Annotated in this window: 27 protein-coding genes; 10 read left to right on the top strand and 17 right to left on the bottom strand. The window is 64.2% G+C overall.

Annotated elements, in window-relative coordinates:
* Positions 1-29: 29 nt before the first annotated feature.
* On the top strand, positions 30-407 hold the full coding sequence (locus tag H556_RS0100175) for a hypothetical protein (RefSeq protein ID WP_024352512.1): 378 nt from the start codon (positions 30-32) through the stop codon (positions 405-407).
* Complete coding sequence (locus tag H556_RS0100180; protein ID WP_024352513.1) at positions 404-691, top strand: hypothetical protein; 288 nt, start codon at positions 404-406, stop codon at positions 689-691. The genes H556_RS0100175 and H556_RS0100180 overlap by 4 nt, the downstream gene beginning before the upstream one ends.
* On the opposite strand, the gene H556_RS16220 is transcribed toward H556_RS0100180, so the two are convergent.
* The 3 genes from H556_RS16220 to H556_RS16225 all read right to left on the bottom strand — a co-directional run bounded on the left by H556_RS16220 (position 688) and on the right by H556_RS16225 (position 1940).
* On the bottom strand, positions 688-891 hold the full coding sequence (locus tag H556_RS16220) for a hypothetical protein (protein ID WP_155802368.1): 204 nt from the start codon (positions 889-891) through the stop codon (positions 688-690). The two genes, H556_RS0100180 and H556_RS16220, sit on opposite strands and share 4 nt — an antisense overlap.
* Before the next feature lie 63 nt (positions 892-954).
* Complete coding sequence (locus H556_RS0100185) at positions 955-1152, bottom strand: hypothetical protein (RefSeq protein ID WP_024352514.1); 198 nt, start codon at positions 1150-1152, stop codon at positions 955-957.
* Between the two features lie 317 nt (positions 1153-1469).
* Positions 1470-1940 (bottom strand): hypothetical protein, encoded by a 471-nt coding sequence (locus tag H556_RS16225; RefSeq protein WP_155802370.1) that lies wholly within the window; start codon positions 1938-1940, stop codon positions 1470-1472.
* 119 nt (positions 1941-2059) lie between these two features.
* On the opposite strand from H556_RS16225, the gene H556_RS0100195 reads away from it, so the two are divergent.
* From H556_RS0100195 to H556_RS0100205, 3 genes are all read left to right on the top strand, one after another.
* Entirely contained in the window at positions 2060-2497 is a 438-nt protein-coding gene (locus H556_RS0100195; RefSeq protein WP_024352515.1) for a M15 family metallopeptidase, read from the top strand.
* Positions 2494-2868 carry a hypothetical protein gene (locus H556_RS0100200; RefSeq protein WP_024352516.1) on the top strand — a complete coding sequence of 125 codons (375 nt, stop codon included), beginning with the start codon at positions 2494-2496 and terminating at the stop codon, positions 2866-2868. The genes H556_RS0100195 and H556_RS0100200 overlap by 4 nt, the downstream gene beginning before the upstream one ends.
* Positions 2869-3224: 356 nt before the next feature.
* Entirely contained in the window at positions 3225-3437 is a 213-nt protein-coding gene (locus H556_RS0100205; RefSeq protein WP_024352517.1) for a hypothetical protein, read from the top strand.
* Positions 3438-4527: 1090 nt separating this feature from the next.
* On the opposite strand, the gene H556_RS0100210 is transcribed toward H556_RS0100205, so the two are convergent.
* The 9 genes from H556_RS0100210 to H556_RS0100245 all read right to left on the bottom strand — a co-directional run bounded on the left by H556_RS0100210 (position 4528) and on the right by H556_RS0100245 (position 8337).
* Complete coding sequence (locus H556_RS0100210; RefSeq protein WP_155802372.1) at positions 4528-4800, bottom strand: hypothetical protein; 273 nt, start codon at positions 4798-4800, stop codon at positions 4528-4530.
* Positions 4801-4844: 44 nt separating this feature from the next.
* On the bottom strand, positions 4845-5081 hold the full coding sequence (locus tag H556_RS0100215; RefSeq protein ID WP_024352519.1) for a hypothetical protein: 237 nt from the start codon (positions 5079-5081) through the stop codon (positions 4845-4847).
* A complete protein-coding gene (locus H556_RS0100220) occupies positions 5081-5245 on the bottom strand; it encodes a hypothetical protein (RefSeq protein ID WP_162140888.1) in 165 nt (54 codons plus the stop codon). Before H556_RS0100220 ends, H556_RS0100215 begins: the two co-directional genes overlap by 1 nt.
* A 29-nt stretch (positions 5246-5274) precedes the next feature.
* On the bottom strand, positions 5275-5436 hold the full coding sequence (locus tag H556_RS16230) for a hypothetical protein (RefSeq protein WP_155802374.1): 162 nt from the start codon (positions 5434-5436) through the stop codon (positions 5275-5277).
* Between the two features lie 270 nt (positions 5437-5706).
* Positions 5707-5931, bottom strand: coding sequence for a DUF892 family protein (locus tag H556_RS16770; protein WP_081650900.1), 225 nt, complete (start codon positions 5929-5931; stop codon positions 5707-5709).
* A gap of 64 nt (positions 5932-5995) precedes the next feature.
* The gene (locus H556_RS0100230; RefSeq protein ID WP_245559384.1) at positions 5996-6583 is read right to left on the bottom strand and encodes a DUF4142 domain-containing protein; all 588 of its coding nucleotides are present in this window, start codon (positions 6581-6583) and stop codon (positions 5996-5998) included.
* 24 nt (positions 6584-6607) lie between these two features.
* Positions 6608-6847: a hypothetical protein gene (locus tag H556_RS0100235; protein ID WP_024352522.1), complete on the bottom strand. Its 240-nt coding sequence runs from the start codon at positions 6845-6847 to the stop codon at positions 6608-6610.
* A gap of 125 nt (positions 6848-6972) precedes the next feature.
* Positions 6973-7167 carry a hypothetical protein gene (locus H556_RS0100240; RefSeq protein ID WP_245559385.1) on the bottom strand — a complete coding sequence of 65 codons (195 nt, stop codon included), beginning with the start codon at positions 7165-7167 and terminating at the stop codon, positions 6973-6975.
* A gap of 69 nt (positions 7168-7236) precedes the next feature.
* Positions 7237-8337, bottom strand: a complete 1101-nt coding sequence (locus H556_RS0100245) for a flavodoxin family protein (protein WP_024352524.1) — start codon at positions 8335-8337, stop codon at positions 7237-7239.
* A gap of 125 nt (positions 8338-8462) precedes the next feature.
* Here H556_RS0100245 and H556_RS0100250 point away from each other — a divergent pair, with 125 nt between their 5' ends.
* Positions 8463-9356, top strand: coding sequence for an SDR family oxidoreductase (locus tag H556_RS0100250; RefSeq protein WP_024352525.1), 894 nt, complete (start codon positions 8463-8465; stop codon positions 9354-9356).
* Positions 9357-9360: 4 nt separating this feature from the next.
* Here the strand turns inward: H556_RS0100250 and H556_RS0100255 are convergent, their stop codons facing one another.
* Together H556_RS0100255 and H556_RS0100260 are read right to left on the bottom strand one after the other, a co-directional pair.
* Positions 9361-10152, bottom strand: a complete 792-nt coding sequence (locus tag H556_RS0100255; protein WP_024352526.1) for a metallophosphoesterase family protein — start codon at positions 10150-10152, stop codon at positions 9361-9363.
* Entirely contained in the window at positions 10136-11047 is a 912-nt protein-coding gene (locus H556_RS0100260; protein WP_245559386.1) for a nucleotidyltransferase family protein, read from the bottom strand. The genes H556_RS0100255 and H556_RS0100260 overlap by 17 nt, the downstream gene beginning before the upstream one ends.
* A 60-nt stretch (positions 11048-11107) precedes the next feature.
* On the opposite strand from H556_RS0100260, the gene H556_RS0100265 reads away from it, so the two are divergent.
* The 4 genes from H556_RS0100265 to H556_RS15525 all read left to right on the top strand — a co-directional run bounded on the left by H556_RS0100265 (position 11108) and on the right by H556_RS15525 (position 13339).
* Positions 11108-11713 carry a cysteine hydrolase family protein gene (locus tag H556_RS0100265; RefSeq protein WP_024352528.1) on the top strand — a complete coding sequence of 202 codons (606 nt, stop codon included), beginning with the start codon at positions 11108-11110 and terminating at the stop codon, positions 11711-11713.
* A gap of 102 nt (positions 11714-11815) precedes the next feature.
* Entirely contained in the window at positions 11816-12091 is a 276-nt protein-coding gene (locus H556_RS0100270) for a SemiSWEET family sugar transporter (RefSeq protein ID WP_024352529.1), read from the top strand.
* A 37-nt stretch (positions 12092-12128) separates the two neighbouring features.
* Positions 12129-12950, top strand: coding sequence for a TIGR02587 family membrane protein (locus H556_RS0100275; protein ID WP_029673079.1), 822 nt, complete (start codon positions 12129-12131; stop codon positions 12948-12950).
* A 26-nt stretch (positions 12951-12976) separates the two neighbouring features.
* A complete protein-coding gene (locus tag H556_RS15525) occupies positions 12977-13339 on the top strand; it encodes a hypothetical protein (RefSeq protein ID WP_024352531.1) in 363 nt (120 codons plus the stop codon).
* Here H556_RS15525 and H556_RS0100285 read toward each other — a convergent pair.
* The 3 genes from H556_RS0100285 to H556_RS0100295 all read right to left on the bottom strand — a co-directional run bounded on the left by H556_RS0100285 (position 13336) and on the right by H556_RS0100295 (position 16185).
* Positions 13336-14376 (bottom strand): phosphotransferase family protein, encoded by a 1041-nt coding sequence (locus H556_RS0100285; protein ID WP_024352532.1) that lies wholly within the window; start codon positions 14374-14376, stop codon positions 13336-13338. The genes H556_RS15525 and H556_RS0100285 overlap by 4 nt on opposite strands.
* Complete coding sequence (locus tag H556_RS0100290) at positions 14373-15623, bottom strand: acyl-CoA dehydrogenase family protein (protein ID WP_024352533.1); 1251 nt, start codon at positions 15621-15623, stop codon at positions 14373-14375. The genes H556_RS0100285 and H556_RS0100290 overlap by 4 nt, the downstream gene beginning before the upstream one ends.
* 172 nt (positions 15624-15795) lie before the next feature.
* Positions 15796-16185, bottom strand: coding sequence for a cupin domain-containing protein (locus H556_RS0100295; RefSeq protein WP_024352534.1), 390 nt, complete (start codon positions 16183-16185; stop codon positions 15796-15798).
* Between the last annotated feature and the right edge of the window lie 51 nt (positions 16186-16236).

Consider the following 16236-nt stretch of genomic DNA (forward strand, 5'->3'; position numbering starts at 1 on the left):
TCCTGACAACCCATCGCGTAGGAGCCCGCATGTCCGCAGGCGACGAGATCATCACTCCGGTCACCAAGCCGGAGGCCGTCAGCATGGCCGAAATCCATGCCATGCGCGGTCTGACCGACGCGGTGTCAGCGCTTGGCCGTCAGGTCGAGCGGATGAACGCCAAGGTCGATGACGTGCGCGAGCGGGTCATCAAACTGGAGGCGCGCGAGTACGAACGTCAGATCGAAGCCCTGAACGATCGCCTGTCCGCCGCCTTCAAGCGGATCGATGATCTGGAGGGGACCCGCGACCAGCAGAAGGGCGCCAAGGCCCTGGTCGACTGGCTGCGTCAGACCGCGCCCTGGCTGCTGGCCGGCATCGCCGCCTTTATCGCAGGCATTAGCGTCAAGAACGGAGCCGGAGCATGACGCACACCCCTATCCAGCCGCCCCCGACCCGGCTTGAGCGCATCAAGAGCTTCATCGGCGATCTGGCTCGGCCGTTCGCCATCATCGCAACATCGTTCGCCGCATCGTGGGCCACCATCGTGATCGCCTATCGGGTTGAGAACGGGAACGACGGCGCCATCTTCATCGGCGGCGTCTTCGCAGGTGTCGGCGCGCTCTACATCGGCAAAGCCTGGGAAGTGGCCAAGACGGGAAAACAATCGGCCGAGGTCGAGATCGCCAAGGCGAAGACAGAGCCAAGTTAGACTGGAAACACCAGGATCGTTCGGTCTTTCACGAAGTCTGTAATCTCTTCACGATCCAGCCCCGCATTGCGCGCAAACCGGATTGCACGGGCTGCTGCTGAACGCCAAGCCTGCGTAACGGTGCCCGAGGCTCGCGCCCGCTCCATTTTCAGGTCGGCGATCTGGTTCCTTGCTTGGCGTTTAGCCTCAGCGTTGCTCATAGGGGAAGCTCCTTTTTTGCACCCCAGAGCGTACCTCATCGTTGGCGAGCCTTGCACACCCCCCTAGGCGAGCCAGCGCCACAGCCCCGCAACCAGCAGGATCACACTGCAGATCGTCAGCCCCTTCGTGGCCGGGACGAGACCCGGCGCCCACGGTGGCCGCTTACGTAGCTTAGTCCAGGTGTCCAGCGACCAGATCAGCCCTGCCGCACCCAGCAGCGCCTGAACCCACCAGGGCCAGATCAAGCTGTTCACATCCATGCAGTCGCCCTCCCGAGGGTGAGGCTGCCATACGCGCACGCCGTGCGCATCCTGCGAAAACTGAACTGGAGAACGCGTTGAATACCATCGCTCAAATGGCACAGACTTGCGCCTGCTCCGAAGCTGCGTGCCGCTCGAAAGGTTGCGCCATCGTCAGGGGTCGAGAAGCGCGACGTTCGTCATTTGGGACGGATCGCTTGGAAGTTGAAGGGCCAGAATCGAACTGGCGATCCGCAGTTCTACAGCCCGAGATGGCGGCATCGCGAGCCAGCGCTGCCAAAGTATCGATCAGCGGCCCGAGATATTCTGTCGGCGGCTCACCAGGTCAGCCGAATTTCACCGCCTTTAGGGCCGACGGTCAGATGAAAATGTTGGATGAAGTCCATCCCCAGCAGGATGTCATACTTCATTCCTGATGATCGCAGGTCGGCGGTTGCAAAGCTGCCCGTTAACGTGAAGTCGCTGCCCACGAGCCCTATTATACCCACCTTGCGTGGCCGGCTTGTTGCAATGCCCACTGCCCATCCGGACTGGAAACCATCCTCTGCGCAGTTAGCGCCAAGCTCCGCATCGATTCGGCAGAGGTCAGCGCCAGTGTCCAGCATTCCTATCACCTGCTTTGCTGGGCCGCCCGGCGGTCCAAAAAGAACATGAACTGCAGGATGTCGAAGGCCGGGAATATCGTCATTGCCTGCCAGCGGCTGGGTGAAGAAGCCCAACACCATATTTTCTGCCGCCCCTCGAGCAGCCTCTGAAGCGCTGGCGTGGGCGTGAAGCGTGGATGTCATCTGCCTCTCCGTTGGCGTCGTCACCGCGACGACGCAGGCTAACCACGGCCCCGCTTAAAGAGTCGAGTCCCCGAACTCGGTTCGCCAATCCCATCTGAAAACCTGAACTGGAGACCATCATGGCCTTTCGCCTTGGTGCGCAGTCGCGTGCCCGGCTCGCTGGCGTTCACCCGGATCTCGTCCGCGTGGTCGAGCGGGCCATCCAGCTATCAACCGTCGACTTCTCTGTGCTGGAGGGCGTTCGCACGCCGCGCCGCCAGCGCGAGCTTTATGCGCAGGGCCGCACGAAGCCCGGCGCTAAGGTCACCTGGACGCTGACCAGCAACCACTTCGTCAATGCACAGACGGGCTATGGCCACGCCGTCGATCTGATCCCGTTCCCGGTGGACTGGGAGGGGCCGGTGCGGTTCCCGAAGTTCGACGCCATCGCCAAGGCCATGTTCGCGGCGTCGGCCGAGCTGGGCGTTCCGATCCGCTGGGGCGCCGACTGGAACCGCAACGGCAAGCCGCGTGAGCGCGGCGAGACCGACAGCCCGCATTTCGAGCTGGCGCTATGAACTGGCTCCGCACCCTCACCGCCACCGGCTGGCTTGCGGTCGCCTGTCTGGCGCTCGCGCTGATCCTACTGACCATGTGCGTCGCCGATGACCGCCAGAGGGCCGCTGACCGCACTCGGCAGGCTGATGCGCACAAAACCCTCACCGAGGGGCGCACGGCCGCCGCGCAGGACGCCAGCGCCATCCGCGACCGGGCCGACGCTCGCGACCAGTTCACCGCTTCCATCGTCACCCAAGCCGAAAAGGAAATCCGCCATGCGCCTGATCGCAATGCTGCCGCTGATGCTGCTCGCCGCAGGGTGTGCCAGCTCTCCGATTACCGTGATGCACAGTGCGCCGTGTTCCGCGCTGATCCCGGCCGGGTGGACTGAGCCTGTCCCGTCCGCCTCCCTTCCGCTGGAGCCCTCCGACGAGCGGGACTGGATGGCTTTCGGGGTGGCGCAGACTGGGGCGCTCAGGGCGGCCAATGGGCGGACGGCGGATGTGATCGGCATCGTGCGAGCTTGTGAGGCGAGGGATGCGGAGGCCGTCGAGCGAATAGGGCGGCCGTGGTGGGCTCGCCTCAGGCCGGGCTGATCATTTCGGTGGCGTCGCCAATATGAACCGGCGTCGAGCCCTCGGGCTCCGCTACGCACTCCATTCCCAAACTCACAGGAATGTCAGTTTCTGAAAGAGCGATGTTTTCTAATATGCTCGAGCGGCAACGGAGCCGTTTGGGAGAGAAAAGATGAAGAAGCTGATTATTGCCGCGTCTTTCGCGGGTTCAATGCTGGTCGGTGTCCCCGCTGCTAACGCCAGCCCACTGGAATGCATGCAACAGTACGATTCTGCTGTGGCTGCCTGCGCTGCTGCTGGGCAGGGTTATGGCAGCGCCTGTGAAACGAAGGCTGCCATCGAAATGGTAGACTGCATGAAGAGGTTGGCGTTGATCGTTTCTTAAGAACGTCGTCTCTGGCCCGCCCTCTTCGGAGGTCAGGCCTCCATTTTCGCCCCGTCGCCCTCACCGGGTGGCGGGGCTTTCTTCGTTTGTAGGCTTGGCGCGCTCGCGGGCTTTAGTGTGCAATTCAATCAAGAGTTGGCATACTACTGCCGTGTACCGTGAGCGCTGGGGCTAAACCATCATGCATGTCCATATTTGGTGAGTTATGAGCGACTTTCTACAAACTCGCGCTCTGGTGAGCTCGGCGCGCTCAAATATTACAAAACTGAGAGAGCTGTGGCGGCGGCATTTAGATTCGTGTACTTTTACTTTGAGTATAGAGCCCTCTTCCGGGAGAGCGCACCACTACGCTAACTATGATCCGTCTGTGCCGATCGACCTAGCTATTACATCAAAACATATACTGTCCGACCTTCGCTCAGCACTGGATTACGCCGTCTTCGCGTCCGCCCGGGCCGCCGGCACCGCCGCAAGTGGGGGGCGGAATGTAGCATTTCCTTTCGGAAGGGACGCCGATGATGTCTCATGTCAATTCCTTAGAAAATACAGTGGCGTTCCGGAATATTTACGTGACCATATCCTAAATATGCGACCATACGTTGGAGGTGATGCGCAACTAACAAGATTAAATAATCTCAGAAATCGCAAAGATCATCGCGCTTTGTTGGGTCTAATTTCTCACGCAGTGGGCGTTAGGTTCAACCCGAGTCATAATATGAATCTTTTTACCCCATCCCCCTGCGGTGAGCCAGTTGAAGACAGGTTTCTACTAGGGACATCCCCTCTGGCCGGCGACGTGCGTCTAGATGTAAGCCTTATCCTAGAGCTTCTTTTTACAGCCGAAGGCATCTCCCCCGCAATTGAAGCGTTGCCAACTTTATCGGCCATAGCGGACCGGGTAGAAGAAGTGGTGAGATCGATTGAAACTCTAGCAAAGGAACATGCCGGTATTTAGCAGGATCGGCCTGCCCTATCGCGCTTCTCAGCAATCCACGTCAGAAGCAGCAAGAGCAATTTCAGCCGCATCGCTGTCGCCCTATTCTAAGGGGTGCTTTTGACGATTGCGCGTCGAACTGCGTTTGCAGAAAGATCAAGCGCGAGGCACAGGGTCCCGATAAGGTGCGCCGCACTCTCCCGCTTCAGCCCGCGTCAGCACCTTCGTTTCCTGCTGCGATCCGACGTGGACCACGATGTCCCGATAGCGCAGGCCGTCATGAAGGGCTGCGCAAGTCGCCCGAACGGCAGACAGCACATCCACCCAATGGCCGCTCTCGACCGTGATCAGGCCGGGCAGAAGGTTGGCGTCATCGCCAGCGGCGGCGGCCATTGCGTCGAGGGCGGCGTTTAGTTCGTCAGGGGTCATGCGGCGGACGTGTAGCTGAGTCGGTCGCTTGGGGCGCCCCTCATTCACCACAGAGGAAACTGCACCGTGGGGCGGACGGCCCCGCAGCGCGTGCATTTGAGCCGTTTGGCGATTACGCTGAGGTGGATATCGCCGTAGCCTTTCTGGATCAGGCTGCGGGGCGCGATTGTCGCTTCGTGGGTGCAGCGAGCCGAGGTGCAGATGACGCGCAGCATTCCGCCCTGGCGGGCGAGGCCGCGAGGGGTGTGAGGCTCGTCGTGCAGGGCAGGGCGATGCGGCATCAGGCGAGGCCCGAGGCGCTCCGTTGTTCGGCGCGATGAATGGCGGTCATGGCGCGCAACCGAGCAAGCGTCCCTGGCGCCTTCGCTTCGATCTCGCGCAGGATAAAACCCGCACCCGCCCGGCCGTCTGCGCTGTGAAGGTCCAGGCCGGTCAATTGCAGCATCAGCGCGGCTAGCTCTTTGTCCCGATCACTCATTGCGGTCGCCCCACAAGCCGCATGCCCGCGACCAGCCCGGCGACCAGATCGACGGTCGGCTGGGGGATGTCAGCGCGCTCTCGCTGTTCCAGCTCGCGATCCAGCTGCTGCAGATCGCGGGCGAAGGCCTCATCGGGGCCAAGGGGTTTCGTTTCCATGTTCGTCCTCCTCAAGCACCGACCCGAGGCGGACTCCTACATGAGAACGAAATGAGAACAAGCGGAATTGGGAGGGGGCTCGTGCTTTCCAGTTACTTGCCAGAAACCCCGCAGAACACCGTGAACAAACCCGGAAAGTTTGAAACCACAAAGTGTTATAATCCAACGCGTTAGGTAACAAGCGCTTTCGTTTACACCGAGGGGGTCGGCGGTTCGAACCCGTCGCCGCCTACCATTCATCGCCATTGTCCGATCTTGTCGCCGCGATCACTATCGCGCGCGGGCGCTCGCCTGGCCGCCGGACGGAGGCGGCGAGGCCGAGCTGGCGGCTGCAATGCTTCGGCGTTGACCGTCGCGTCGGCGGTGGCGGTCAGATCCTCGTCCGGTGAAAGTCTGGTCCAGCAGTCTGACGGCAGCGCAGCGTTTGAGCGTGCCGTAGCGGGTGATGTCATGATGTTCGACCGACTGGGCGGCGGCCAGCAGGCCGGCATCCAGCGCCGCCGTATCCTTTGGGGGCGGTCTTTAGACCGCCCCCCTCAGCGAATCCTCGCGGCGGGCGTCAACCGAGGCTGGATTGCAACTGCTTGGCGCGCTCCAGGTGCGCCTCGATCTTGGGCAATACCGTGCGGGCGTGTTCCGCGAGGGCGGGCACGTCCGTGTTGTTCGAGAAGCCGCGATGCAGGGTGACGGCTTCTTCATGGGCGGCGACTTGTTGGTCGACGTAGGTCTTGTCGAAGTTCGCCGCCGAGGCCGAGCGGAGGTTGTCGATCAGGCCCTTGCGGCGCTGGTCCAGTTCCGTCGGCAGGGTCGTGTCCGGCGCCGCCTGCCCTGCCGCCGTTTTCAGCGCGGCGGAGGCGGCGGTGTGATCGGCCTTGATCATTTGGGCCAACTCCTTGACCTGAGCGTTCTGCGAGCGCTCGAGGGCGATGTCAGCCGCTTGAATCTCGTACATGTCGCCCATCGCCGCGTTGGGGACGTAGGCGCTGACCATATTGGCCCCCATGGTCGCGGCCGAGGTCTGACCCACTGGCTCGGAGACGGCGTCTTGGGCCTTGTCGATAGCTTCAGAGGCTTGCTGCTGATTGCAGGCGGCCAAGGTCAGGGCGGCGGTGGATACAGCCAGAACGGCCACGGTTTGCTTGATCATAATCGATTTCTCCTTGGATAATTTTCAGGACTTAGCGGCCATGCCCGGTGTGCTGGGCGCCATCTCTTCAGCCTGAGTCTTGGGCGGCGGCGCGTCGGCCTGCTGCAACCCGTCGTCAGGGCTTTCTCGAATGGACAGAATGGCCTCATGCGCGCGCATCAAGGGAGCGGCGGCGTCGGCGGCCTGGGCGTCGGTGGGCGAAGCCACGCGCAAATGCCGCTGCGGTCCGCTGTCGCTGCCGACCACCACTTCATAGAAGCGCATGGCGGACTCCCTGTATGAAGGGACGGCGCAGTCGTGAGCGATGCTCGGTCATTATTTCCTCCCTGTGACAGGAGGTTAAGCAGCGAAAGCGCGAGCCCGTTCCAAACGGTCAAGCTTGGCGGTCGCTACATGGCGCGCTCCAGCGGCGCTTCGCCTCCGGTCATCTGCGGGTCCGGAACCTTGCTGTGGGTGCGCAGAAAGCCGGTAGCGGCGGTCGCCAGATAAACGATCAGCAGCAGCGCCAGGAGAGCGCCGACGACCATCAGCAATCGCCGCGGGCGCTGCAGAATGGGCGGTTTTTGCTTGTTGGCGAGAGGCAAGGCGGTTCCTTTCGTTCTGAGGAGAAGCGACAGGCATGCGGCCTGTTCCATACGGCGCCGGTGGTTCGCCTATTTCTGTCGCGGCGGGCGGCGAGAGGGTTCCACAGGGCCGCCGTCTTCCCGTCCGGCGATAACGGCGCGAACTAACTCTTCCGCCGCCAAACGCACCTCGTCCTGGATGGCCTCGTCATGGTCCAAGGCCTCGTGACTGGTCGCGTACGGCTCCCAGTAGCCGATATAGCGGTCGATCTCCGCGTCGGGTCCGGCCGGCGACAACTTCATCGATACAAGCCAGTCAGACAGCGATCGGCGCACGTTCTCCGCTCCTTCTACGTCGCCATGGACCACCAGGGCGAAACGCCGGCCGGCCAGGTGACGCGGATAGGGCCAATCGGCAAGCTCCAGAGCCTTGGCCAGGGCGACGGTCTTGCCCTGCGTCGACGTGGGGTCCGGGTTGCCGCCGTCGGCGCAGACCAACCGGTCCATCATCAGCTTGAATGGGCTGGAGGCGTGATACCAGTTCACCGGCGTGACGATCAGCACCCCGTGCGCCCGGACCCACATGGGATAGATGTCGTTCATCCAGTCGTGGACCTGGCCCAGGCTGTAGTTGGGATAGCAGCTGCACGGCCAGTGACAGAGAGCGGCCGCCGTCGAGAAGCACGCCTTGCAAGGGTGGATTTCGCGGCCGTACTCCGATGCCAGCCGCGACAGGTCGAGGATTTCGCCCTCTATCTCGGGGGTGCGCTCAATGGCCTCAAGCGCTATCTGGACCAGGCGCCAGCTCTTGGACATTTCTCCGGGGCAGGTGTGTTCCGATCGGCTGGAAGCGTTGATGATGAGGATGCGTAAAGGCGCCGACGCATCGTCGTGACAGGCCTGGGCGGCGCGGACGGCGGCGTGGGCGTACACCCAGTCGAGAGCCAGCTCATATTCGGGATCAGCAAAACCCTGGCCGGCGGCCTGCGTCAGCGGCGATTTGCGGCCCGAGATATATCCGTCCCAGGCTGTGGCGGCCAAGCGATCGATCTCCTCTCGCAAAGAATCGAAGGCGGGGTCAGCGAACCGGCTGCGAAAGCGCGCGTTGAAGGTCGCGCGATCCAGTTCGGGGTTGGGCATGCCTTTGCGCGGCTCGGGGACGGCAGGAGGCGGGGCGACGGAATCGGGCATGGATGCCTCCGGCTTGGCTTTGCCGGAAACGTCGCTTCCGATCCCGCCGTTCCATCCTTGCGCCGGGAACGCCCGCGGCGGGCACGACTTAGAATGGCGACCTTCAGTCGTTCAGAGGAGCCGTCATGCCCGACCGCATCACCATGCAAGACCCCCGAAATCAGTATCCGCGGCCTCCCTTTCCGCGCCAGCCCCAGTCGGCCCCCGGCTTGGTCGCCAAGATGGAGCCGCAGCCCGATCATGGGGAAGAGACCTATCGAGGCCACGGGCGGCTGAGGGGGCGACGCGCCCTGATCACCGGCGCCGATTCCGGCATAGGCCGTGCGGTCGCCATCGCCTACGCTCGTGAGGGCGCCGACGTTGCGATCTCATATCTTCCTTCAGAGGAAGCCGATGCGCGCGAGGTGATCGCCTTGATCGAGGCCGAGGGCGTCAAGGCGCTGGCCTTGCCCGGCGACGTGCGCGATGAGGCGTGGAATGCGACCATGGTGGAGCGCACGCTGGAGGCCTTCGGCGGGCTGGACATCCTGGTGGTCAATGCCGGACGCCAGCAGTTCCGCGAGGATGTGGGCGAGGTTTCGACCGATGATTTCGACGCCACGATGAAGACCAATCTCTATGCCCTGCACTGGCTGTGTCAGGCGGCGACGCCCCAGCTGCCGCCGGGCGGGGCGGTCATCACCACCGCCTCGATCCAGGCCTATGAGCCGTCGGACATTCTGCTGGACTACGCCACCACCAAGGGCGGGATCGTCACCTACACCAAGGCCCTCGCCAAGCAGTTGATCGAAAAGGGCGTTCGCGTGAACGCCGTGGCGCCAGGCCCTTTCTGGACGGTGCTGCAGCCCAGCGGCGGCCAGCCTCAGGAAAAGGTCGAACAGTTCGGCGCCCACAGCGCGTTCGGCCGACCGGGCCAGCCGGTAGAGATCGCACCGATCTATGTGCTGCTTGCCTCGCAGGAGGCCAGTTTCGTCACGGGCGAGGTCTGGGGCGTCACCGGCGGCGCCGGGATCGCCTGAGCTTTCAGACCTCGAACACGCGATAGGGGGTGTCGCCCAGCGTCCGCAGCACGGGCAGGGCGACGTTGTAGACCGGAACGCCGCGCGCCGTGCGGCCTTCCGGCGCCCCGCGATGGGCGTGACCATGCAGCACCAGCTTAACGTTCTCATAGCGGTCGACGACCTCGGCCAAGCGTGACGAGCCGAGGAAGGCGTGAATCTCGGGCGGCTCGCCGATCACCGTGTCCACGACCGGGGCGTAGTGGAGCAGCACGACGCTTCGTTCGGTGCGCAGGGTGCGGATCGAATTCTCGATAAGGTTGGCGTCTTCCACCGCTTCATTGACGAAAGTCTTGATCGAGGCCTCGCCGAAGGAACTGAGCATGTAGCGACCGAAGCCGCCGACGAAGCCCTTGCCGCCGGCGAAGCCGACGCCGTCGATCTCATAGGCCTCGCCGGCCAGCATCTTGATCCCGGCTTCGCTCAGCATGCGGGTGACTTCCAGGGGCTGGCCGCACTCGTGCTCGTGATTACCCAGAACGCCGACCATGGGGATGCGGCAGGCGCGCAGGTCTTCCAGCAGGTTCTCCACCTCGACCGTCTTGCCGAAATTGACCAGGTCGCCGCACAGGCACAGCACGTCGGCGTCTTCATGCACCCGATCGAACAGGTCGCGATAGGCGCGATGCGAGGTCTCGCCGACATGCAGGTCGCCGACGGCGGCGACGCGCAGCTTCTTCTTCGGTCCGGCCTCCATGCCCGGCTGAGGCGTCTGGCCTTCAGCGGGGGCGGGGGCGGTTTCAGGCGACGGGGTCATGGCGTTCCTCCAGGCCTTTGCCGACGACGTCGCCGAAGCCCCACTCGGAGATGTCGGCGATGTAGTCGCGCGGGCTGAACAGGCGGCCGCGGCAGACCTTCACGCGCGGCGGCGGAAGATCGACCTGAGCTTGCAGGCGGCCGATCAACTCGGTCATCAACCAGCCGGGCACCAGGCCGCGCTCGGTCGGATAGGCGAAGCGGAAGTTGAGCAAGTGCGCCATCAACACCTCCCAATAGAGGTCCATCTGATCCAGCAACGACTTCCAGTCGATGGCGTCCGCCTGCTTCAGGATGACGTGGTTTACGTCGGCGCCGTCGTAGCGATAGCGGTCCTGGATGAAAACCTTCGACAGGATCAGGGCTGTCGGCGGGGTGATCGTGACCTCATGACCGTAGACGGTGATGCGGTCGGGGCCGAACCAGCTGTCGGACACGGCGATCGTGCCGTTCGACATGGCGAAGATGACGTCGAAGAAGTGTTTATCGTCTTTCCAGACCTTGGCGATCCAGCGCTCGTCCTCGACGTCGGTGCGATAGCCGCGCGCCTGGAAGAAGGACAGGATACGGGGGTAGTCGCCGGGCTTGCAGAAGACGTCCAGGTCCTTGGTCGGGCGTCGGATGCCCGTATAGGCGGTGACGGCGTAGGTCCCCGACAGCAGGAAGGGCACGCCCGATTCCTTCAGCAGGCCCAACGCCTCCTCATAGAAGGCCTGCGCCTCGGGAGGCGGTTCAAAGGCGGGTTCGGCGACCGTATCAGACATGGTGTCGGGGTTCCTGAGCAGGGCAGGAAAACGGCGCAGGTCGAAGCCCGGTTCCGCCGCTCGTCGGGCCGACCACGCGCTCGCCTCGCCGTCGGCGACGCTCTGGCCGCGTTGGCAGGCAGGCTGCTCCATGGGCGCATGCCTGTTCGCGACCGGTGGAACCGCTTGGGAAAATCTGAGGTTTGCCTCAGCATGGCTTCTGGCATTCATTTCGGCCGCATCCCGGCCAACGCCGTCCACCTGTGCGTGGACATGCAACGGCTCTTTGCTGAAGACACCGCCTGGCGCACGCCGTGGATGCCGCGCGTTCTGCCCATTGTCGAACGCCTGTGCGAGCGTAAGTCAGACCGGACCTGCTTCACTCGGTTCATTCCCGCGCGTTCGCCTAGTGAGGGGCGGGGGACGTGGCGGCGCTACTGGGAGCGATGGTCGTCGATCACGCTCGAGAACTTGGGTGAGGACAAGGTGCAGCTTCTGCCTGAGCTTCAAGGCTTCACCCCGCCCGCCAGGGTCTTGGACAAGGCGCATTATTCTCCATGGGTAGATACCGGTCTGGCGAAGGCCCTTGCGGCCGGTCATGTGGACACCCTGGTGGTGACGGGGGCGGAGACCGACGTGTGCGTGCTTGCGACCGTGCTCGGCGCCGTGGATCTGGGCTTGCGGGTGGTGGTGGTTTCCGACGCCCTGTGCAGTTCGTCGGACCAGTCGCACGACGCCTTGCTCGGCCTCTATCATGACCGGTTCGGCCAGCAGATCGAGACGGCGGAGTGCGATGAAGTCTTGGACGCCTGGGTCTAGTTCGCCTGAGGGTCTCATCTGCCGGTTCGCCTGGGCGTGATTGGCGGCTGATTCCGGAAGCGCGCTTTCGGAACGGCGGCGCAGGCCTAGCGTTGGCCGGTCATGAATGACCAGCTAGCGAACATCATAGGCACGGCGGCGGCGATCTGCTCCATCACCAGTTTTGCGCCGCAGGCATACAAGATCTGGAAGGAGCGCGATGCGTCGGCGGTCAGCCTCAAGACCTATTCCTTGACCGTCAGCTGCTTCATCCTCTGGACGATCTATGGCGTCATGACCCAGGCGTGGCCTGTAACCTTCGCCAACGCCTGCGCTCTGGTCATGGCGTCGGCCGTTCTGATCATGAAGTGGCGCTTTCGAGACAGAGGCGCCCAGTGACGCGGGAGCGGAAGTCAGACGCCGGCGTTGGATGGGCATGAACTCGCTGCAGGATATCGGGAAGGCGGAAGACGGCGCCTATATACGGGACCTGGGCCGGGCGTTCGGCGGCGCGCTGCTGTTCAGCCTGCCCCTGCTGATGACCATGGAGATGTGGGCGCTCGGCTTTGCTGCTGAGCCGGTGCGGCGTCTGCTCTTCTTGTTGGCGGCGCTGCCGGTGCTGTTCGGGTTGGCGCATTACGCCGGGTTCTCGGCGCGACGAGGCCTGGTGAACAATGCGTTGGACACCCTGGTCGCTCTGGCCGTGGGATTCATCACCGCCACCGCGCTTCTGTTGATGTTCAATGTTCTGGATGGGAGTTCGCCGGCATCCGCCGTGGGGCAGGTCTCCTTGCAAGCGGTGCCGGCCGCGCTTGGCGCCTTGGCGGCGCGACGTCAGCTGTCCGGCGATCCGAACGAGGGTGAGGAGGACCAAGCCTCTTATCCGGGCGAACTGTTTCTCATGCTGGCCGGGGCGCTCTATTTCGCCCTGAACTTGGCTCCTACGGAGGAGATGCGGCTGATCGCCTATCTCACCACTCCTTTGGGCGCTCTGGGGGTGTTGGCGGTGTCGGTTATCCTGCTGCACCTTATCGTGTTTGAAGCCGGATTCGCGGGGCAGGAAGAGGCGGAGACGCCGCTGCGGGCCTTCCTCGACTTCACCCTGCCGGGCTACGCCCTGTGCCTGCTATCCAGCCTGGCCATGCTTTGGGTGTTCGGAGGAGCAGACGGCCACGGCGTTCAGTCGCTGGCCGCCAATACGATCATCCTGGCCTTTCCGGCGTCTGTCGGCGCGGCTGCGGCCCGGCTGTTGGTGTGACCATGGCGCGCCGAGGGAAAGAGCAGATGGATAAGAAGTCCGTGTCGCGGCTGCAGGCCTGCTGCGCCGTCGCGGGGTGTGTCGTTCTGTTCGGGGCCGTGGCCGTTCTCGCTTCTGCGGCCTTTTCCAAACCGTCGCCGGCGGACCTGACCATCACGCGCGATGATACTCGGCCCTCGGCGGGCGGATGGGTGGTCGACATCGTTGTCGCCAATCATGGCGATCTGGCCGCCGCCGCCGTGGATATCGAGGGCCAGTTTGGCGATGAACGGTCCGGCGTGTCGCTGGACTATGTGCCGGGACGGGGAGAGAAGAAGGTCAGCTTGGTCTTCTCAGGTGCGCAGAAGCCTGAGCCGCGTCTGCGCGTGCTGGGTTGGTCCGAGCCTTAGCTGGCGGCTTGTCGTTCAGTCGCGGCGCCCGCGAGGCGGGCCTCGCGCCAGGCGGCGGTGGTGAGGGCAGGCAGCATGGCCACGGCGTCGGCGGCCTTGGCGCTGGAGGCGTTGCCCGACAGCATCCGCTTCTTCACCCCCTGGATGATGCCGATCAAGCGGAACAGGTTGAAGGCGAAGTGCCAGTGCAGGTCCGGCAGGGCGTCGCGGCCGGTGGCGGCGCAATACCGCAGGGCCATGTCGTCCAGCGACGGAATGCCCGCGGCCTCGAGGTCCAGACCGTTCAGCCCGGCGCGGCCGTCGGCGGGCAGGATCCAGTTCATGGCCATATAGGCGAAGTCGGCCAGCGGATCGCCCAGCGTCGCCAACTCCCAGTCCAGCACGGCGCGGACAGTCATGGAGTCGGGGGCGTAGATCAGGTTGTCGATGCGATAGTCGCCGTGGATGATGGCGGTGCGAGTTTGTTCCGGCGCCGTGCGCGGCAGGAAGTCGATCAGGCGCTCGACCTCGGGCAGGTCGTCGGTCTGGGCGGCGCGGTACTGTTTGGTCCAGCGGGCGACCTGGCGCTCGAAATAGTTGCCAGGGCGGCCGAAGTCCTCCAGCCCGGCGGCGACAGGATCGACGCTGTGCAGCCGGGCCAGCGTGTCGACCATGGCCTCATAGGCGGCGCGGCGCTCGGACGGCGACAGGTCGGGCAGGGCGCCGTTCCAGAAGGTGCGGCCTTCGACCAGTTCCATCACATAGAAGGCCGAGCCGATGACGGCGTCGTCCTGACACAGGGCCAGCGGTGCGGGCACTGGAAAGCCGGTCGGATGCAGGGCGCTGATCAGCCTGTATTCGCGCTCGACCGCATGGGCCGAGGGCAGCAGGGGGCCGAATGGGCGGCGACGCAGAACATAGTCCCGGCTGTCGACAGTCATCCGATAGGTCGGGTTCGACTGGCCGCCCGGGAACTTTTCCAGGCGGATGTCGGCGGGCGCGGCGGGCAGGACGCCAGCCAGCCATTGCCCCAGACGCGCGACGTCCAGATCGCTCATCGGGTCGCCTCAGCGTGGCGGGCGAACTCGGACCGGGCGATGGCGCGCGCGTGGACCTCGTCGGGACCGTCGGCGAAGCGCAGGGTGCGGATGCCCGCCCAGGCCGCCGCCAGTTCGAAGTCCTGGGACACGCCGCCGCCGCCGTGGGCCTGAATGGCGTCGTCGATGATGCGCAGGGCCATCATCGGCGCCTGGACCTTGATCATGGCGATCTCGTCCTTGGCCGCCTTGTTGCCCGCACGGTCCATCATGTCGGCGGCCTTCAGGCACAGCAGGCGCGTCATCTCGATGTCGATGCGGGCGCGGGCGACGCGCTCTTCCCAGACCGAATGCTCGCCGATCCGCTTGCCGAAGGCGACGCGCGTCATCAGGCGGCGGGCCATCGCCTCCAGCGCTTCTTCGGCCGCGCCGATGGTGCGCATACAGTGGTGGATGCGGCCCGGCCCCAGGCGCCCCTGCGCGATCTCGAAGCCGCGCCCCTCGCCCAGCAGGATGTTCTCGACCGGCACGCGCACGTCGGTCAGGCTGACCTCCATGTGGCCGTGCGGGGCGTGGTCATAGCCATAGACGCTGAGCGGCCGCTCGATCTTCACGCCCGGCGTATCCATCGGCACCAGGATCATCGACTGCTGGCGATAGGTCTTTTCGTCCGGGTCGGTTTTGCCCATGACGATGGCGACGCGGCAGCGCGGATCGCCCGCGCCTGACGACCACCATTTGCGGCCGTTGATGACATAGCAGTCGCCGTCGCGACGGATCTGCGTCTGGATATTGGTGGCGTCGGACGAGGCGACAGCCGGTTCGGTCATCAGGAAGGCCGAGCGGATCTCGCCGTTCATCAGCGGCGTCAACCACTTCGCCTTGTGCGAAGGCGTGCCGTAGCGGTGCAGCACCTCCATGTTGCCGGTGTCGGGCGCCGAGCAGTTGAACACCTCGCTGGCCCAGTCGATGCGGCCCATTTCCTCGGCGCACAGGGCGTATTCCAGGTTGGTCAGCCGCTCGCCCGTGAACTTGAAATCGTCCGGTTCGGCCATGCCTTCGGGCGCGGGCGGCATGAACAGGTTCCACAGCCCTGCGGCGCGCGCTTCGACCTTCAGCGCCTCGATCGAGGGCAGGGGCGCGGCCCAGCGGTCGCCCTGCGCCACCTCGGCGTGAACGGCGGCGACGCGTGGGCGCACCTTTTCGGCCATGAAGGCCCGGACGCGCGCCTGAAACGAACGCTCGCGTTCCGTCAGGGTGAAATCCATCGCTTAGCTCTCCTTGGATCAGGCCACGATACCGAGTCGGCTTTTCAACCGGTCGAAGATTCTCGACAGGCTTCACCATGCCAGACCGTTCGTCATTTGAAATCGCTGGCGGGGTTCGAAGGCAGAGGGCGCGCTCCCGCCTGGCGTGGGAGAGCGCGCCGGTCGCCTGAGCCTATTCCGAGGTCTTGCCGTCGAAATGCTCTTCGGACTCGTCGGCCTTGGTCGGGTGGACCACGTCGTGGCGATGCTCCGGCGGGCCATAGAGGGTGTAGAGCTTCAGCGGCTCCGAGCCCGTGTTGATCAGGTTGTGGCGGGCTCCGGCGGGAACAATGACGCCGGACTCGGCCTGGGCAGGGCGCGATTGCCCGTCGATGACGATCTGTCCTTCGCCCTGTTCGATGCGGAAGAACTGGTCGTGGCCCTCATGGACCTCTTCGCCGATCTCTTCGCCTGGCTGAAGCGTCATCAGCACCAGTTGCAGGTGACGGCCGGTGTAGAGCACGCGGCGATAGTCGTCGTTGTCGAGCGTGGCCCGTTCGATGTCGTCGAGATAGCCTTGCATGGCGGATCCTCATGAAGAAGAACTGGGAGAGTTCGACTCTTAGCGCGCCTG

It is taken from the genome of Brevundimonas naejangsanensis DSM 23858 (assembly GCF_000421705.1).
In the GTDB taxonomy this organism is placed as follows: domain Bacteria; phylum Pseudomonadota; class Alphaproteobacteria; order Caulobacterales; family Caulobacteraceae; genus Brevundimonas; species Brevundimonas naejangsanensis.

Bases quoted from the DNA above. Each gene is read 5' to 3' on its own strand.
- H556_RS0100175 (WP_024352512.1), top strand. From the start codon at position 30: ATGTCCGCAGGCGACGAGATCATCACTCCGGTCACCAAGCCGGAGGCC.
- H556_RS0100180 (WP_024352513.1), top strand. From the start codon at position 404: ATGACGCACACCCCTATCCAGCCGCCCCCGACCCGGCTTGAGCGCATC.
- H556_RS16220 (WP_155802368.1), bottom strand. From the start codon at position 891: ATGAGCAACGCTGAGGCTAAACGCCAAGCAAGGAACCAGATCGCCGAC.
- H556_RS0100185 (WP_024352514.1), bottom strand. From the start codon at position 1,152: ATGGATGTGAACAGCTTGATCTGGCCCTGGTGGGTTCAGGCGCTGCTG.
- H556_RS16225 (WP_155802370.1), bottom strand. From the start codon at position 1,940: ATGACATCCACGCTTCACGCCCACGCCAGCGCTTCAGAGGCTGCTCGA.
- H556_RS0100195 (WP_024352515.1), top strand. From the start codon at position 2,060: ATGGCCTTTCGCCTTGGTGCGCAGTCGCGTGCCCGGCTCGCTGGCGTT.
- H556_RS0100200 (WP_024352516.1), top strand. From the start codon at position 2,494: ATGAACTGGCTCCGCACCCTCACCGCCACCGGCTGGCTTGCGGTCGCC.
- H556_RS0100205 (WP_024352517.1), top strand. From the start codon at position 3,225: ATGAAGAAGCTGATTATTGCCGCGTCTTTCGCGGGTTCAATGCTGGTC.
- H556_RS0100210 (WP_155802372.1), bottom strand. From the start codon at position 4,800: ATGACCCCTGACGAACTAAACGCCGCCCTCGACGCAATGGCCGCCGCC.
- H556_RS0100215 (WP_024352519.1), bottom strand. From the start codon at position 5,081: ATGCCGCATCGCCCTGCCCTGCACGACGAGCCTCACACCCCTCGCGGC.
- H556_RS0100220 (WP_162140888.1), bottom strand. From the start codon at position 5,245: ATGCTGCAATTGACCGGCCTGGACCTTCACAGCGCAGACGGCCGGGCG.
- H556_RS16230 (WP_155802374.1), bottom strand. From the start codon at position 5,436: ATGGAAACGAAACCCCTTGGCCCCGATGAGGCCTTCGCCCGCGATCTG.
- H556_RS0100230 (WP_245559384.1), bottom strand. From the start codon at position 6,583: ATGATCAAGCAAACCGTGGCCGTTCTGGCTGTATCCACCGCCGCCCTG.
- H556_RS0100235 (WP_024352522.1), bottom strand. From the start codon at position 6,847: ATGCGCTTCTATGAAGTGGTGGTCGGCAGCGACAGCGGACCGCAGCGG.
- H556_RS0100245 (WP_024352524.1), bottom strand. From the start codon at position 8,337: ATGCCCGATTCCGTCGCCCCGCCTCCTGCCGTCCCCGAGCCGCGCAAA.
- H556_RS0100250 (WP_024352525.1), top strand. From the start codon at position 8,463: ATGCCCGACCGCATCACCATGCAAGACCCCCGAAATCAGTATCCGCGG.
- H556_RS0100255 (WP_024352526.1), bottom strand. From the start codon at position 10,152: ATGACCCCGTCGCCTGAAACCGCCCCCGCCCCCGCTGAAGGCCAGACG.
- H556_RS0100260 (WP_245559386.1), bottom strand. From the start codon at position 11,047: ATGGAGCAGCCTGCCTGCCAACGCGGCCAGAGCGTCGCCGACGGCGAG.
- H556_RS0100265 (WP_024352528.1), top strand. From the start codon at position 11,108: ATGGCTTCTGGCATTCATTTCGGCCGCATCCCGGCCAACGCCGTCCAC.
- H556_RS0100270 (WP_024352529.1), top strand. From the start codon at position 11,816: ATGAATGACCAGCTAGCGAACATCATAGGCACGGCGGCGGCGATCTGC.
- H556_RS0100275 (WP_029673079.1), top strand. From the start codon at position 12,129: ATGAACTCGCTGCAGGATATCGGGAAGGCGGAAGACGGCGCCTATATA.
- H556_RS15525 (WP_024352531.1), top strand. From the start codon at position 12,977: ATGGATAAGAAGTCCGTGTCGCGGCTGCAGGCCTGCTGCGCCGTCGCG.
- H556_RS0100285 (WP_024352532.1), bottom strand. From the start codon at position 14,376: ATGAGCGATCTGGACGTCGCGCGTCTGGGGCAATGGCTGGCTGGCGTC.
- H556_RS0100290 (WP_024352533.1), bottom strand. From the start codon at position 15,623: ATGGATTTCACCCTGACGGAACGCGAGCGTTCGTTTCAGGCGCGCGTC.
- H556_RS0100295 (WP_024352534.1), bottom strand. From the start codon at position 16,185: ATGCAAGGCTATCTCGACGACATCGAACGGGCCACGCTCGACAACGAC.